The 16405-nt window shown below is 67.1% G+C and carries 13 protein-coding genes; 4 read left to right on the forward strand and 9 right to left on the reverse strand.

Going from position 1 to position 16405, the window contains the following annotated elements; genetic code table 11:
• Nucleotides 1–201: 201 nt before the first annotated feature.
• From ABIB14_RS16800 to ABIB14_RS16820, 5 genes are all read right to left on the reverse strand, one after another.
• The gene (locus tag ABIB14_RS16800) at nt 202–1761 is read right to left on the reverse strand and encodes an amino acid permease (protein ID WP_354237049.1); all 1560 of its coding nucleotides are present in this window, start codon (nt 1759–1761) and stop codon (nt 202–204) included.
• Between the two features lie 127 nt (nt 1762–1888).
• Nucleotides 1889–2296 (reverse strand): DUF779 domain-containing protein, encoded by a 408-nt coding sequence (locus ABIB14_RS16805; RefSeq protein WP_354237050.1) that lies wholly within the window; start codon nt 2294–2296, stop codon nt 1889–1891.
• Between the two features lie 88 nt (nt 2297–2384).
• The gene (gene exaC, locus ABIB14_RS16810) at nt 2385–3908 is read right to left on the reverse strand and encodes an acetaldehyde dehydrogenase ExaC (protein WP_354237051.1); all 1524 of its coding nucleotides are present in this window, start codon (nt 3906–3908) and stop codon (nt 2385–2387) included.
• A 165-nt stretch (nt 3909–4073) separates the two neighbouring features.
• Nucleotides 4074–5480, reverse strand: coding sequence for a GAF domain-containing protein (locus ABIB14_RS16815; RefSeq protein ID WP_354237052.1), 1407 nt, complete (start codon nt 5478–5480; stop codon nt 4074–4076).
• 206 nt (nt 5481–5686) lie between these two features.
• Nucleotides 5687–7147: an FAD-dependent oxidoreductase gene (locus ABIB14_RS16820; RefSeq protein WP_354237079.1), complete on the reverse strand. Its 1461-nt coding sequence runs from the start codon at nt 7145–7147 to the stop codon at nt 5687–5689.
• Nucleotides 7148–7299: 152 nt separating this feature from the next.
• Here ABIB14_RS16820 and rarD point away from each other — a divergent pair, with 152 nt between their 5' ends.
• A complete protein-coding gene (rarD, locus tag ABIB14_RS16825) occupies nt 7300–8328 on the forward strand; it encodes an EamA family transporter RarD (RefSeq protein WP_354237053.1) in 1029 nt (342 codons plus the stop codon).
• Nucleotides 8329–8354: 26 nt separating this feature from the next.
• Here the strand turns inward: rarD and ABIB14_RS16830 are convergent, their stop codons facing one another.
• From ABIB14_RS16830 to ABIB14_RS16840, 3 genes are all read right to left on the reverse strand, one after another.
• On the reverse strand, nt 8355–9227 hold the full coding sequence (locus ABIB14_RS16830; RefSeq protein WP_354237054.1) for a universal stress protein: 873 nt from the start codon (nt 9225–9227) through the stop codon (nt 8355–8357).
• A gap of 125 nt (nt 9228–9352) precedes the next feature.
• Nucleotides 9353–10708 (reverse strand): 4-aminobutyrate--2-oxoglutarate transaminase, encoded by a 1356-nt coding sequence (gene gabT / locus ABIB14_RS16835; RefSeq protein ID WP_354237055.1) that lies wholly within the window; start codon nt 10706–10708, stop codon nt 9353–9355.
• Nucleotides 10709–10794: 86 nt separating this feature from the next.
• Nucleotides 10795–12225 carry a gamma-aminobutyraldehyde dehydrogenase gene (locus ABIB14_RS16840; protein ID WP_354237056.1) on the reverse strand — a complete coding sequence of 477 codons (1431 nt, stop codon included), beginning with the start codon at nt 12223–12225 and terminating at the stop codon, nt 10795–10797.
• Between the two features lie 159 nt (nt 12226–12384).
• Here ABIB14_RS16840 and ABIB14_RS16845 point away from each other — a divergent pair, with 159 nt between their 5' ends.
• The 3 genes from ABIB14_RS16845 to ABIB14_RS16855 all read left to right on the forward strand — a co-directional run bounded on the left by ABIB14_RS16845 (nt 12385) and on the right by ABIB14_RS16855 (nt 15872).
• Nucleotides 12385–13827, forward strand: coding sequence for a PucR family transcriptional regulator (locus ABIB14_RS16845; protein WP_354237057.1), 1443 nt, complete (start codon nt 12385–12387; stop codon nt 13825–13827).
• An 84-nt stretch (nt 13828–13911) separates the two neighbouring features.
• Nucleotides 13912–15192 carry an MFS transporter gene (locus ABIB14_RS16850; protein ID WP_354237058.1) on the forward strand — a complete coding sequence of 427 codons (1281 nt, stop codon included), beginning with the start codon at nt 13912–13914 and terminating at the stop codon, nt 15190–15192.
• The gene (locus tag ABIB14_RS16855; protein WP_354237059.1) at nt 15189–15872 is read left to right on the forward strand and encodes a FadR/GntR family transcriptional regulator; all 684 of its coding nucleotides are present in this window, start codon (nt 15189–15191) and stop codon (nt 15870–15872) included. Before ABIB14_RS16850 ends, ABIB14_RS16855 begins: the two co-directional genes overlap by 4 nt.
• Here the strand turns inward: ABIB14_RS16855 and ABIB14_RS16860 are convergent.
• Complete coding sequence (locus tag ABIB14_RS16860) at nt 15869–16405, reverse strand: hypothetical protein (protein WP_354237060.1); 537 nt, start codon at nt 16403–16405, stop codon at nt 15869–15871. The genes ABIB14_RS16855 and ABIB14_RS16860 overlap by 4 nt on opposite strands.

Consider the following 16405-nt stretch of genomic DNA (forward strand, 5'->3'; position numbering starts at 1 on the left):
CAGTGGCTCCCAACCACACCACCACTGGCTCTCTTCCGCACGATCGCTGGCTCTGAACCGCACGATCGGGTGGCTCTCAAGGCATCAAATACTCAGGCTGGCATAAAGAACGCGGGGCCACCCGCGGTACCGCCGGAAGTGCCGGACGGACCCTGGGCGACCCCGCGTCGAACTATCTTGTTGCCGTTGAGGGTGTGGCCGCTAGGAGCGGGTGAGCGACTCCGCGTCCTCCCGGTCAGCCGGCGTGGCGGGGGTGGCGGGCGTTCCGTTGACGGCGGTCCTCGCCTCGGCGAACTTCTCGTTGAGGCGGGAGTGGCGCTGGCCGTAGGCGAAGTAGATTGCGATGCCGACAACGAGCCAGATGGCGAAGAAGATCCAGGTCTCCACGGCCAGGTTGGTCATCAGGTACAGGCACAACACGGCCGACACCACCGGGAGCACCTTGCCGAAAGGCACGCGGAACGCCGGATTCAGATCCGGGCGCTTCTTGCGCAGCACCAGGATGCCGAGGCTGACCATTACGAACGCGGAAAGCGTCCCGATGTTGATCATTTCCTCGAGCAGGTCAACGTTGGTCAGCCCGGCCACAACCGCCACAGCTGCGCCACAGATGACTTGCAGGCGGACCGGGGTGGCCCGGATGGTGGAGGTCTTGGACAGCGAGCGGGGCAACAGGCCGTCGCGGCTCATCGCCAGGACCACGCGGGAGAGGCCCATCAGCAACACCATGATCACAGTGGTCAGGCCCACGAGGGAGCCGAAGGCGATCACCTTGGCGGCGTCGGTGTTGCCCACGGCCTCGAAGGCGGTGGTGAGGGTCGGGTTCTTAGTCTCTGCCAGCTTGGTATATGAGACCATGCCGGTGAGCGCGAGCGAGACCAGGATGTAGAGCACCGTGACGATCGCCAGGCCGCCGAAGATGCCGCGGGGCAGCGTCTTCTGCGGGTTCCTGACCTCCTCCGCAGAGGTGGCGACGACGTCGAACCCGATGAAGGCGAAGAACACGAGGGCCGCGCCGGCGAAGACGCCCAACGTGCCGTATTGCGCCGGGGCAGCGCCCGTCAGGAAGCCGAAGAAGGACTGCTTGAGCACGTCCGTGGCGCCTGTGCCGCCGGTCGGTTCGGAGGCCGGGACGAACGGTGCGTAGTTCTCGAATTTCACATAGCTGAAGCCGACCACGATCACGAAGAGCACGACAGCGATTTTGATCAGAGTAAACACGTTGCCGACGCGGGCGGACAGTTTCGTCCCCAGCACCAGCAGCACGGTGAACACGGCCACGATCAGGAACGCACCCCAGTAGAGGTCGACGCCGGCCACGGAGATCGACGGCGGAACGTCCAGGCCCGTCAGCGCGAAGACCTTGCTGAGGTAGATGCCCCAGTACTTCGCGATCACGGCGGCGGCGGTGAAGAGCTCGAGGATGAGGTTCCAGCCGATAATCCAAGCGAGCACCTCGCCCATCGTGGCGTAGGTGAAGACGTACGCGGAGCCGGCCACGGGGATGGCAGTGGCGAACTCGGCATAACACATGATCGCCAGCGCGCAGGTGACCGCTGCGATCGCAAAGGAGAGAGTCACGGCCGGGCCGGCGAAATTCGCAGCGGCCTTGGCGCCGACCGAGAAGATCCCGGCCCCGACGGCGACGGCGACGCCCATGATCATCAGGTCCCAGGTGCTGAGCGAGCGTTTCAGCTTGCGCCCAGGCTCATCGGCGTCGGCCATCGACTGCTCAATGGATTTGGTCCGGAAAAGGTTCATAGGAAAGTCCAAAATCTAGATAGCTGGGTGGAAACAGACCTATTAACACTAGTGTCCATCCAGTGGACGGCCGTTTTCATCTCACATTATGAGACGCCGCGGAGCTCGGACCGGGACCTCGGTCGGCTCAGATGGGCCAGTCCATCAGCGTCGAGCGGATCAGGAAGCGTTTCCCCTCGGGCGCCTCGACCGAGAACCCGCTCCCGCGGCCCGGGACAACGTCAACCGTCAGATGGGTGTGGCTCCAGTAGTTGAACTGCTCTTTGGACATCCAGAACTCGAGTGGTTGGGGCTGCACACCGTCCGAAATGTCGAACAGGCCCAGCAACACATCCGAGTCGCCGGTAAGGAGCTCCCCCGCCGGGTAGCACATGGGCGAGGAACCGTCGCAGCAGCCGCCGGACTGGTGGAACATGAGCGGACCGTGCCGGAGCCAGAGCAAGCGGAGCAGCTCCACGGCCTCGGGGGTGAGCGCCACCCGGGAAAAGTCCTCGCCGGCCAGCGTCACGGCGGCTTCAAGCCTGGTCTGGGACATCGGGGCGCCTCCTGGGTGGGCGGGTGGGCAGGGCGGGGGCGGACCGGGGCGGGGGGCGGACCGGTCCGGTCCGCCCCGCCGCATCGGCTTAGAAGAAGCCGAGCTTGTTCTCGTTGTAGCTGACCAGGAGATTCTTGGTCTGCTGATAGTGGTCCAGCATCATGGCGTGGTTCTCACGGCCGATGCCGGAGGACTTGTAGCCGCCGAACGCGGCCCCTGCCGGGTAGGCGTGGTAGTTGTTGACCCACACCCGGCCCGCCTGGATCTCGCGGCCGGCCCGGTAGGCGACATTGCCGTTGCGGGACCAGACGCCGGCGCCGAGGCCGTACAGGGTGTCGTTGGCGATGCCCATGGCGTCGTTGTAGTCACTGAACCGGGTTACCGAAAGCACCGGGCCGAAGATCTCCTCCTGGAAGATCCGCATCTTGTTGTGGCCCTCGAAAATGGTCGGCTGGACGTAGTAGCCGCCGGCCAGGTCGCCGGATAGTTCGGCGCGGGCGCCTCCGGTGAGCGCTTTGGCGCCTTCCTGCTTCCCGATGTCGATGTAGGAGAGGATCTTTTCGAGCTGGTCGTTGGAGGCCTGGGCGCCGAGCTGGGTGTCGGTGTCCAGCGGGTTGCCCTGGATGATCTTCTGGGTGCGGGCCAGCGCATCGGCCATGAAGGAGTCGTAGATGCCTTCCTGGACCAGGGCACGGGACGGGCAGGTGCAGACTTCGCCCTGGTTGAAGGCGAACAGCGTGAATCCTTCAAGGGCCTTGTCGTAGAAGGCGTCGTTGTTGTCCGCGACATCGTTGAAGAAAATGTTGGGGCTCTTGCCGCCCAGTTCCAGGGTGACAGGGATCAGGTTCTGGGACGCGTACTGGCTGATCAGGCGGCCCGTGGTGGTCTCGCCGGTGAAGGCGATCTTGCGGATCCGCGGGCTGGAGGCGAGCGGCTTGCCGGCCTCGACGCCGAAGCCGTTGACGACGTTGATGACGCCCGCGGGCAGCAGGTCGCTGATGAGTTCCATCAGCACCAGGATCGAGGACGGGGTCTGCTCGGCCGGCTTGAGGACGACGGCGTTTCCGGCAGCCAGCGCGGGGGCCAGCTTCCAGACGGCCATCAGGATGGGGAAGTTCCACGGGATGATCTGGCCGACGACGCCGAGCGGCTCGTGGTAGTGGTAGGCGGTGGTGTCGTCGTCGAGCTGGGACAGCCGGCCTTCCTGGGCGCGGACGGCCGAGGCGAAATAGCGGAAGTGGTCCGCGGCGAGCGGGATGTCCGCGTTGAGGGTTTCACGGATCGGCTTGCCGTTGTCCCAGGACTCAGCGACGGCCAGCAGTTCGGTGTTTTCGTCGATCCGGTCGGCGATCTTGTTCAGGACGGCGGCGCGTTCGGCGACGGACGTCTTGCCCCAGGACGGGGCGACCTTGTGCGCGGCGTCCAGCGCCAGCTCGATGTCCTCGGCGGTGCCGCGGGCGACCTCGCAGAAGGCCTTGCCGGTGACCGGGGTGATGTTTTCGAAGTACTGGCCCTTGACCGGGGCAACCCACTCGCCCCCGATCCAGTTCTCGTAGCGGTCCTTGAACGTGACCTTCGAACCCTCGGTGCCGGGCTGTGCGTAGACAGTCATTGCTAGCTCCTTTGCTGTGCAAGATTGGTATGCAGGATCTGGTGGCGGGAGCGGCCGCCGTGATTCCTGCGGCCGCCGCTGCCACCAGCCTAGGAGCGGGGAGGTTGCAGGCAGGTTGCAACCGTATGAACCGAGTCACTCCGGGCACCGCGTCACTCCTCGGTCTCAGACGCTGAGCTCCGCATCCAGCCGTTCTAGGTCCGCGACGACAGCTGCCCGCTTGGGTGACCGCGGCGGCAACAGTTTCAGGGCGGCGGTCCGGACGTCGACGTCGTCCCGTGCTTCCGGCAGCTCCGCGTATCTCAGCAGCGACTCCGCGCTGCCGTCGGTCAGGACAGCTTCACGCAGCAGGGCGGAGAGGCGGCGGCGGAGCTCGATGATACCGGGCGCCTCGGAGCGGGGCAGCATAGCGCCGCGGTAGATTTCCAGCGCGATCCGGTGGGCGCCGCGCTGCAGGCAGCTGAGCACCTGGCCGGAATCCGGCGCAAGGTCCACTGTCAGCCGGTAGGGCCGCGACGCCGGGACGGCGTCCGGATTGAGTTGCTGCAGGACCTTGCGCAGGCGGACCATCTCAGCGCGCAGCGTTATGGTGGAGCCGTTGCCCGGGTAGAGCAGCGCGCTGAGCTCCTCGGCATTGAGCCCTTCCGGATGCGCGCTGAGCAGGGCCAGGATTTCGCTGTGCCGGGCGGAGAGGCTGACGGTGCGGCCATCCAGGCTCAGCACCGCCTGATCGCGGCCGAGCAGTTGCAGGCTGTTGCGGTAGAGGCTGCCGGCCGTCCCGGCGCGCGGACCGGCGGACCCCGCCCCGCCGGTGGGGAAGGCACCGCGCGCGGCCGCGGATGTCCGGCGCCGGACCGGCGTCGGCTGCCGGGTTGCGGCACGCTGGAGCCGCTCCACCCGCAGGTGTGCCTGGGCGGCGGCGACGGTCGCCTCGACGAGGGACAGGGTGTGGGGTGCGACGGCGGACTCGGTGCCGGTGATGTCGACGACGCCCAGCAGGGCGCCGGAATCCGGATCGTGGAACGGCACGGCCGTGCAGCTCCAGGGGTGCACCGATCGCTTGTAGTGTTCGGCGCCGGCGATCTGGATGCCGCGGCCCAGGGCCAGCGCGGTGCCTGGGGCGCTCGTGCCCACGGTGGCCTCGGACCAGTCGGCGCCCGGGACAAACATCATCCCTTCGGCCCGGCGCTGCAGGGCGGGATCCCCCTCAACCCACAACAGCCGGCCCACCTCGTCCCCGACGGCCACCAGCATGCCGCTGTCGTAACTGGGCAGGACCAGGAGCTTGTGGATCACAGGCATGATCGCGGCCAGCGGGTGCTGCCGGCGGTAGTCCTCGATTTCGTCACGGTCCATGGCAAGCGGGGCCTCGGGGTTGTCCGGGTTGGCGTGCAGTTGCTCGGAACGCTGCCAGGATTCCCGGATCAGGCTGCGAAGCCCGGGCAGCTGCTCCGCGCCCATGCCGGGGCCGCCGAGCTGTTCATGCCCGGCGCGGGCAAACCGCTGGCGCAGTTCCGGGCTCATGCCGTGGCCGTAACCGCGCGGGGCTTCGGGCCCGACCGGATTCCTCATTGAATCTCCCACCTGGCTGGCACCTTCTTCAGCGCACTACGGCGGGCCGGAGGCAGCCGATTCCCACCGAGTCTACGGGGCGTTCCGAACCCCCGCCAGCGGATGCGCGAACGTCTCGGCGACGCGCGGATTGCCCGTCGATGCAGGAACACCCGGTGCGCCAAGGTTTTTTCGCGTCATGGGACTTTATGCGCTGCGGGGACTGGTCACTCCCGGGAAATCCGGATCATTTCTTCCCGCGGGACGACTTTGATGCGTTCGCGCACGACGCCGTCGACTCCGCCGTCAGCCCCGCGGGCGGCGGACCACGTCGCGCCGAGGGCAAGTTCGTGCGCATCCAGCCTGTTCCAGCCCTCCCAGGTGGTGTATTCGACGCCACGCTGCTCGAGTAGTTCGATGATGGCCTGCGGGTCCGGGTTCCGTGCGGGCGGAAGGGTCAGCCGGTCCTCGAGCAGGAAGCCGATGGTTTCCAGGGCGTCGCCCTTGGTGTGGCCGATCAGGCCGACCGGGCCGCGCTTAATCCAGCCGGTGGCGTAAATGCCGGGTACCGGGTTTCCCTCGGCATCGAGCACGCGGCCGCCTTCGTTGGGGATGACCCCGCGCCGGGCGTCGTACTCCAACTCCTCCAGCGGTGAGCCGTGATATCCGATGGCGCGGTAGACGGCCTGGACCGGGTAGTCGACGAACTGGCCGGCGCCCTTGGCATTGCCCGTGCCGTCCAGCTCGGTGCGCTCGAACCTGATACCCGAAACCCTGCCGGGGTGCGCGGCGTCGTCCTTGTTTTCTCCGAGGATCTCGACCGGGTTATGCAGGAAGTGCAGGTGCAGGCGGCGGGAAGACGGCTGCTCGGCCTCGGTGTGCTCCTCGACGAGCCAGTTGCCCAGCGTGTTCACCATGGTCTTGATCTGGTTGTTCGTGCGGATGGCCTCATCGGAGGCGTCGTCGAACTCGAAGTCCTCGGGGTAGAGGACGATGTCCACGTCGTTCGCGTGACTGAGCTCGCGCAGCTCCAGCGGGGTGAATCTCACCTGTGCCGGGCCGCGGCGGCCGAAGACGTGGACGTCTGTGACCGGGGAGTCCCTGAGCGCCCGGTAGACGTTGTCCGGGATTTCCGTGACCAGCAGTTCGTCCGCGTGCTTAACCAGCATCCGGGCGACGTCCAAGGCGACGTTGCCGTTGCCGATCACGGCAATTTCCTTCGCTTCCAGGGGCCAGTCGCGCGGCACATCGGGATGGCCGTCGTACCAGGAAACGAAGTCGGCGCCGCCGAACGAGCCCTCCAGTTCGACGCCGGGGATGTCCAGGTCCGCGTCCCTGATGGCGCCGGTTGCGAAGATCACGGCGTCGTAGAGGGCGCGGAAGTCGTGCAGGGTCAGGTCCCGGCCGTAGCTGACATTGCCGAGGAAGCGGATGTCGCCGCGGTCCAGAACCTTGTGCAGGGCATTGACAATCCCCTTGATGCGCGGGTGGTCCGGGGCCACGCCGTAGCGGATCAAGCCGTAAGGCGCGGGGTAGGCCTCGAACAGGTCGATGCTGACCTCGAAGTCGCCGTCCTTGACCTCGTTGGACTTGGTCAGGATGTCCGCGGCGTAGACGCCGGCCGGACCGGCGCCGACGATCGCAACACGGAGCGGACGATTGGACGGAGTTTCGGCCGAGCTGGACACCGGGAGCCCTTCTGAGTCTTGGCGGGTGCGCAGGTGTTTACTGCGCACAGTCCCCCATTCTAAATGTCCCCCGCCCCGGACGCGGAAACGTCCAACGGCCGGCCGTTCAAGCGGGTAGGAATAGGCACACCGGACGTGGTGTTATTGGCTACGTGCCTATTCCCACCGGACCCGCTTCCCCGCCGAACTCCACCACTGCGGTCACTACGTCCGCACCTGCGGGAACCCTCAAGGGCGGCAAGGCTCCCGGGCTCAAGGCGGTGGACAAAGAAACGACGGCGGGTGTGCTGTTCGGCATCGGCGCCTACGGCCTGTGGGGGCTGCTGCCGCTGTATTTCTTCGTGCTGGCCCCGGCCGGCGCCGTCGAAATTGTGGCCAACCGCGTGGTCTGGTCGCTGCTGTTCTGCACCCTGCTGATCACCGTCACCCGTTCCTGGCGGGTGCTCGGGGCGGCATTCCGGAACCGCACGGTGATCGGCCCGCTGGCCATCGCCGCCGGGCTGATCGCGGTCAACTGGCTCACCTACACCTACGGCGTGACCACGGGCCACGCCGTCGAAACGTCCCTGGGCTACTTCATCAACCCGCTGGTGTCCGTCCTGCTGGGGGTCTTTGTCCTGAAGGAGAAGCTGCGGCCGCTGCAGTGGGCCGCCGTCGGGATCGGTTTTGTGGCTGTGGGTGTGCTGTCCTTCTCTTACGGCAAGCTGCCATGGATCGCCCTGACCCTGGCGTTCAGCTTCGGCCTCTACGGCTTCTTCAAGAAGCGGGTGGGGCCGCGCGTTGACGCGCTCACCAGCCTCACCGTGGAGACCGTCGTGCTCGCACCGTTCGCCGGGGCCACCATGATCGTACTGGCCGTGAGCGGGGCCGCCTCGCTGACCACCGACGGCGCCGGGCACTTCTGGCTGCTCCTCGCGTCCGGCATCATCACCGCCGTCCCGCTGCTGTTCTTCGGCGCCTCGGCTCGCCGGCTGCCGATGACGACGATCGGGCTGTTGCAGTATTTCGCCCCGGTGCTTCAGTTCATCGTGGCGCTGACCGTGTTCAGGGAGGCCATGACCACCGAACGCTGGATCGGCTTCGGAGTCGTCTGGCTCGCGCTGCTGCTGCTGACCGCTGACACGCTGGGCACTGCGCGGAGGAATTCCGGCGCCCGCAAGCTGGCCCGAGCCGCCGCCTAGATCCGGGCGCCCTGCGGCGGCTCGGCTCAGTCCTCCGGGTCGGTGTCGATGCGCTCGTAATCCCGCGGCACCACCACCATGGGAACCGGCAGGGCGCGCAGCACCTTGTTGGCCGTACTCCCAATGAAGAGTTTGTTCTTTTCCGCCAGCCGGGACGAGCCGACGACCATGACTTCCCCGTCGTTCCACTCAAGGTCATCGATGGCTTCCTCGATGGTGCGGCCGTGTGCCACCTCGACGCTGACGCGATGCCCTTCGGGCAGACGGTCGGCGGCGGCCTTGAGGACGGTGTTTGCGTGGATGTGCGCGGCGTTGATGTTTTCGCCGCCGGTGCCTTCGGCATCCAGTTCAACCAGCGACACCAGCCGCAGCGGGACGCCGCGGCGCCCGGCGGCTCCGATCGCTACGTCGATTGCCGCCTCCGCTCCGGTCCGCTCGCCGACCGCCAAGGTCAGCCCGCTGATCGGTTCGGTCCGCCGGTAACCGCGCGGCGCCAGCGTCACCGGGACCGGGGAGGCATGCAGCAGCGCGTTGGCCACACTGCCGACGCTGTAGCGCTTGAACAGGCCGTTGTTCGCCGCGCCTACCACGATCAGGCCGGCGCGGTATTCTTTCGCGGCGTCGATCAGGCCCGCGGCGAAGGAGTCAGCCTGGCGCACATGGAACCTGGCTACCAGTCCGTCGGGAACCAGGGCGAGACCCTGCCGTTCCGCGGTCAGCACGGACTGCTCCGCCACGCTGACGCGGTTACCCTGCGGGTTCAGGGCGACGTAAGGGGTTTTCCGGTCCACCACATGGACCAGGTCCAGGTGGGCGCCCTGGGCGCGGGCCAGTGCCGAAGCCAGGGCGACGGCGTCGGCGCCGCGGTCGTCGGGTGTGTAGCCAACTACGTAGCGCATCGATAAACCCCTCATGGGTCTGGGCAGAGTCCAGCTTGGCTCCGGGGGCCCGGGCGACGTCGGCCGGTCTGCGTTCCTGCGGTGGTAGGAACGACTCTAGCCCAGCGGCCCCCGGAATAGCGCTGTTACGCGTTGGCCTTGATCGCCGCGGCCAGGACCTCGAGTCCGTCCAGCAGCAGTTCATCGCTGATGACCAGCGGGGGCAGCAGCCGGATCACGTTGCCGTACGTGCCGCAGGTGAGGATGATGACACCTTCCTTGAGGCAGGCGGCGGCGACGGCCTTGGTCAGCTCCGGGTTCGGTTCCTTGGATCCGTCCTGGACGAGCTCAATCGCCAGCATCGCGCCGCGGCCGCGGACGTCACCAATCACGGGCTGCTCAGCGGCAAGTTCGCGCAGCCTGCCGAGGGCGATTCCCTCGATGTGGCGGGCCCGGGTGTTGAGGTCATACTGCTGCATCGAACCGATCGCGGCCAGCGCGGCTGCGCAGGCTACCGGGTTGCCGCCGTAGGTGCCGCCGAGGCCGCCGGGGTGGACGGCGTCGAGGAGATCGGCGCGGCCGGTGATGGCGGAGAGCGGCAGGCCGCCGGCGATGCCCTTGGCCATGGTGATGATGTCGGGGATGACGCCTTCGTGGTTCACGGCGAACCATTCGCCGGTGCGGCAGAAGCCGGACTGGACCTCATCGGCGATGAAGACGATGCCCCTGTCCTTGGCCCAGGCGGCCAGTTCCGGCAGGAAGCCGGCCGCGGGGACAATGAAGCCGCCCTCGCCCTGGATGGGTTCGATGATGATCGCGGCAACCTGCTCGCCGCCGATCTGCTTTTCGATCATGGTGATGGCACGCTTGGCGGCCTCGGCACCGGTGATCTCCGGGTTTTCCTCGCGGAACGGGTAGCTCATCGGCATCCGGTAGACCTCGGGCGCGAACGGGCCGAAGTTGGTTTTGTACGGCATCGCCTTGGCGGTGAGGGCCATGGTGAGGTTAGTGCGGCCATGGTAGGCGTGGTCGAAGGCGACGACGGCGTCCCGGCCGGTGGCCAGGCGGGCCACCTTGACTGCATTTTCCACGGCTTCCGCGCCGGAGTTGAACAACACGGTGCGCTTCTCGTGGTCGCCCGGGGTGAGCCGGTTCAGCTGCTCTGCGACGGCGACATAGCCCTCGTAGGGCGTGACCATGAAGCACGTGTGGGTGAAGTGCTCCACGGCTTCTTTCACGGCGCCGACGACGGCGGGGTCCGAGGCGCCGACGCTCGTCACGGCGATGCCCGAGCCGAGGTCGATGAAGGAATTGCCGTCGACGTCGTGGATGATGCCGCCGTCGGCGTCGGCCACGAACACGGGGACGCTGGACGCGACGCCGGCGGCGACGACAGCTTTGCGGCGCTCGGTCAGGGCAATGGACTTGGGGCCCGGGAAGTCGGCCTGGACGCGGCGTTTCTGCTCGAGCCGGTAGGTGATGTCAGGTGCGGTGGTGGTCATGGCTTATCCTTCTTGGTTGCGATGGCTGGGCCCACGCCGGCAGGGTTCCCTGGCCGAAGCGGAGCGAGGTTAGGGCGCCGGGGGGATTATGCATCTAATGCGGACATGACGTGCTTGATGCGCGTGTAGTCCTCGACGCCGTACATGGAGAGGTCCTTGCCGTAGCCGGACTGCTTGAAGCCTCCATGCGGCATCTCGGCGGTGAGCAGAATGTGGGTGTTGATCCAGACGGCACCGAAATCCAGGTCGCGGCTGACCCGCATGGCGGTGCCATGGTCAGTGGTCCAGACGCTGGAGGCCAGGGCGTAGTCGACGTCGTTGGCCAGCTCGATCGCCTCGGCCTCGGTACTGAACTTCTGCACCGTGATGACCGGGCCGAACGTTTCCTTCTGCACGATGTCATCGCTTTGCTTCGCACCTGTGACGATGGTGGGCTCGAAGAAGAAGCCCTTCTCGCCCGCGCGGTGGCCGCCGGTCTCGATCTTGCAGTTCGCCGGGAGGTGCTCGACAACGGAGCTGACCGCGTTGAAGTGGTTGACGTTGTTCAGCGGGCCGAAGTAGTTGTCCTCGTCGTTCTGCGAGCCCGTGTGCAGGGTCTTTGTATGCTCGACCATGGCGGCCACGACGTCGTCGTGCACCGAATCCTGGACCAGGACGCGGGTGATGGCCGTGCAGTCCTGGCCGGCGTTGAAGAACGCGAACTCGGCGATGGCCGCGGCGCTTTTCTTGATATCGGCATCGGCGAACACAATGGCCGGGGCCTTGCCGCCGAGTTCCAGGTGGGCGCGCTTGAGACCTTTGGCGGCGCCCGACGCGACGGCGATGCCGGCGCGGACGGAACCGGTGATGGAGACCAGGCCGGGGACCTTGTGCTCCACCATCATGGCGCCGGTCTCGCCGGTGCCGAGGACGACGTTCAGCACGCCGGCCGGGAAGATTTCGCCAGCAAGGCGGGCAAGCACCAGGGTGGATTCCGGGGTGGTGTCCGAGGGCTTGAGGACCACGGTGTTGCCGGCGGCCAGGGCAGGCCCGATCTTCCAGATGGCCATGAGGAACGGGTAGTTCCACGGCGCCACCTGGGCAACGACGCCGATCGGTTCGCGCCGCACGTAGGAGGTGTGGCCTTCGAAGTACTCGCCGGCGGACTTGCCTTCCATGATGCGGGCGGCACCGGCGAAGAAGCGCAGCTGATCGGCGCCTGCTGCCACTTCCTCGGAGGCGATCAGGGAGCGGACCTGGCCGGTGTTGCGGTGCTGGGCCTCCACGAGCTCGTCGCTGTTGGCCTCGATGGCATCCGCGAGTTTGAGCAGCATGAGCTGGCGCTGCCCGGGCGTGGTGTGCTTCCAGCTCTGGAAGGCGTTCTTGGCGGCGGTCATGGCGGCGTCGACGTCGGTCTGCACAGAGATGGGTGCCTGTGCCACCACGTCACCGTTAGTGGGGTTCACAATGGGCAGCAACCCGGTGCCGGCGGGGGGAACGAACTCCCCGTTGATGAAGTTCTGCAAGGTTTGAACCACGGTGTACAACCTCTTTCGAGCTGGTCTGGCGGAGACAGGGCTAAGGGATTTGCGACTGCTCCGAGCCTATGCCAGGTGCGTGAGGCTGGGAATAGGCAGCTGCACACCGGAAATGCAGGACTTTAGTGCGGTTGACCAGCGCGCGGCTATCCTGCTTTTATGGCAATTTCACTCGCTGCCCTGCTGGGGGTCCCGTCTTTGCGGCTGACGAAAACCGGCGTCGCGGAGACCACCTGGCACCACGACATCCGCTGGGTTGCGGTGACCGAGCAGGAGGACCCGCAGCGCTTCCTCAACGGCGGGGAACTGGTCCTCACCACCGGGATGCGGCTGAAGACCGCCCCTGAGCAGCGCCGCTTCGTCCGCCAGGTCCAGCGCGCCGGAGCGGTGGGCATCGGTTTTGGGGTCGGGCTCACGCACGACGCGGTGCCGCCGGCCCTGGTCGCCGAGGCCAACCGCTGGGGCCTGCCGGTGGTGGCGGTGCCCTACGAAACCCCCTTCATCGCGATCGGCAAGCTCGTGGCCGACGCCCAGTCCGCGGACCACTACGCCAAGCTGGAGCGACTGATAGCCGGGCACCAGGTCCTGGCCCGCGCACTCCTGACCGGCGGCGGCCTGACTGAGCTGCTCAAGCACCTGGGCTCCATGCTGCGCACCGATATTATCCTGACGCAGTTCACGGCGGAGCTCTACAACAGCGCCGCCGGCGGCCCCTCCCCTTCCACCGACGGCTGGGCCTCGTACCCGGTCCCCACTGGCCGCCGCGACGCCTGTACGCTGTGGATCCGGCACCCGTTCGAAGACTCCGGGATCGTCGGCTACGCGCAGAACTTGATCAGCGTCGAACTCAACAACATGGTTAAGCAACGACAATCGCAGCGGGCCCTGGCGGGGCAGGTCCTTGAAGACGTGATCCATGGAACCCTGGAGCCCACCGAGGCTACCCGGCGGCTCGCCGGCATCGGCGTCAACAGCACCCGCAAGAACGTGGTGCTGCTGGCAGAATCGGCTGCCCACGCCGCCTCGTTGGCGAGTTCCTCGCTGCCGCAGCCGCTGAGGACGGCGGTGACCGCCGTCGTCGGCCAGGACCTGGTGGCGGTGGTGCACGACGACGGCAGCGGTGCCACCGCCCTGGCCCGGGGACTCAGCGACCACCTCGCCGAGGCGGGAATCCACGCCACGATCGGCATCGGCGGGGCTTACACCAAACCGAACGGACTGCGCTGGAGCTACTTCGAGGCCCGCGACGCGGCGAGCCACGGGCTGCCCGTCAATGAGCCGGAGCGGCTCAGCCTGACCTCACTGCTGCTGGCCAGTGAGGACGTCCCGCTGGCGGACATGGCGAACGAATCGCTGAACCCGCTACGCCAGTTCGACGCCGCCCACGGGGCCGGCCTGATAGCCACGCTGGAGAGCTACCTGGGCAACAACGGCTCGGTCGCCGCCGTCGCCGAGGACCTCACCCTGCACCGGAACACCGTCCGCTACCGGCTGGCGCAGATAACCGAGCTGACCGGGTACGACCCGGCGCAAACTGCGGACCGCGTGCAGCTTTGGCTTGCGCTGGCCGTCCAGCGGCTCGGCGCCCGCCACCCGGGCTGACCCGGCCCCGACAGCCACACGGGAGCCGCGAGAAGTTGGACACACAACTCGCGCGGCCAAACATCAGACGTCTAACCTTTAGTTATGAAACGCACGACGGCGGCCTCCGCCCGCCCCGCCACTGCCCCTGCCACCCCGCAGCGGGTCCGGACGCGCACGGTTGCCGTGTTCGGGACAGTCGCCATCGTGCTGATCGGGCTGAACCTGCGGGCCGGCATCAGCGGCGCCTCCGCACTCTTCCACGACCTGCAGGCCGTTCTCGGGTACGGCGCGTTCGTCGCCGCAATCGTTCCGTCGGTTCCCACGCTTTGTTTCGCGGTTGCCGGGGCGGCGACGTCCTGGCTCACCCGGCGGCTCGGCGTCGAAAAGGCCATCCTGCTTTCACTCGTGATGCTCGCCGGCGGCCTGCTCCTCCGCGGCGTGCCGACGACCGGCATGCTGGTGGCCGGGACCGTGATCGGCATGTCCGGACTGGCGGTGTGCAATGTGGCGATGCCTACTTTTATCCGTGAATACTTTGCGGACCGGACCTCCCTGATGACCGCCCTCTATACGATGACCATGACCACGGGGGCCACCGTCACTTCGGTGCTGATCGTGCCGCTGGCACTGCAGCTCGGTTCACCTTCCGCCGGGCTGGGGTCGATCGGCATCCTAGCCCTCGCCGCCTGCCTGGGTTTCCTGCCGATTGCGCTGCACGCGCACCGCCACGCACCAACAGTGAAAGCCATGCATGTGTCGCCATGGCCGCTGCTGCGGACCCGCACCGGGCTCTTGATCACCGTCGGTTTCACCGTCCAGGCTCTGCTGGCCTATTCCGTGCTCAGCTGGTTTCCGTACATGCTGGCCACGCAGGGCGTCAGCGCCTCCCAGGGCGGTCTCATGTTCGGGCTCATGCAGCTGGTCTCGGTCCCGGCAGGTATGGTGCTGATCGCAATCGGTGCACGCCCCCATATGTTGCGCCCGGCGTTCTACCTGGCAAGTGTCTCCACGGTGGTTGGCGTCCTTGGCATGCTCCTGTTGCCTGCCAACCTGGCCCCCGTGACGGCGGTCTTCCTGGGTTTCGGGCTCGGAATCTTCCCGCTCATCATGGTGATGATCAGCCGCAGCGGCCGGAACAGCACCGAGACCACCGCGCTATCCACCGTCGCCCAGTCGGTGGGCTACCTGCTGGCAACCGCGGGTCCCTTCGGCATGGGCCTGCTGCACAGCGCCACAGGCAGCTGGACCCTGCCGCTGGTTCTGCTGCTGGCAGTGGCCGCGGGCCAGGTTGTCGTGGGGCATCTGCTGACGGTCCGGGTGATGAAGCCGCAGGCCGCCGGCGGCCAGGTCGTGGAGCCGCCCCTGGAAGGGGTGCAGCGATGACGCTGAGCCCTTCACACCGGCCGCCGTTGGTGGAGGAAGTCACCGCCAAGCTGCGCTACTCCATCCAGTCCGGCGAGTGGCAACTACAGCAGCGCATTCCCGCCGAACCGGAACTGGTGGCGGCCCTTGGCATCTCCCGGGGCACCCTGCGTGAGGCGATCAAGGCTCTGGCGCACAGCGGGATGCTGGAGGTCCGGCGCGGGGACGGGACCTACGTCCGCGCCACCAGCGAGATCTCAGGCGCCGCCCAGCGCATGTACCGGGACCACTCCCAGATGCACATATTGGAGGTCCGCGTGGCCCTGGATACCCAGGCCGCCCGGCTCGCGGCCCGCCACGCCACGGACGACGCCGTCGCGGCGATGCGGGAACTGCTCGAAGTGCGCCGCAGCGCCTGGCTGGCCCGGGACTTCGCCGGCTGGGCGCAGGCTGACTGGGACTTCCATGTCTTGGTGGCGCAGGCCTCGGGGAATCCGCTGCTGCACGAGCTGTACATCAGTTTCGGCGGAGTGTTTCACAGCGACCTGCTCCGCCAGCAGCGCCGGGGCGGCTTCGACGGCCTTCCGCACCCGGGTCACGGCGAGCTGGTGGACGCCATCGCCGCCCGCAACGCGGCCGCCGCCGTCGAAAGCGTCCACCGCAACCTGAATTCCTGTGCGGAATGGCTCGGGCGCGCCTAGCGGGCGAGGCCCTTGAAGACGTTCTTCGGCCGCTGCATTTCCCCGTGTTTGGCGCCCAGCACGATCACCCAGCCGGCGAAGACCGGGATGGCCCACTGCAGGACCTTCAGCTGCTGCTGGGCGGAGCGGAGTTCCTCCGACGCACCGTGCCTGGGTTCGGTAGCGCCGGCGCCGCCTTCCCCGGCGAGCTTTTCTACTTTCGCGCCCTGCAGCCCGGCGTACAGGGTCACGGCCGCACCCGCCAGGGTGACAACCGTCTTATAGATACTCAGCCGCGTTACGCCGTCCTGCTTGGCCATCCGGTCCTTGTTTTCCCAGATAATGGCCAGGCCGGAGAGAAGGTGCGCACCGAACGCCGCCGTTTGGTAGGGGGCCCATTTCTTCCAGCCGAGACTGGAGAGCCGGGTGCGTTCGGCGGGGTCCTTGGCCTCAGCCGTCGCGCCGTTCAATCCGATAGCGCCCATCAGTGAACCGCCAAACCACGCTCCCGCGGTCAAGTCGTGGATGGAACGGGCAACAAGATTTCCTGCCAT

Source organism: Arthrobacter sp. UYEF3 (genome assembly GCF_040546245.1).
In the GTDB taxonomy this organism is placed as follows: domain Bacteria; phylum Actinomycetota; class Actinomycetes; order Actinomycetales; family Micrococcaceae; genus Arthrobacter.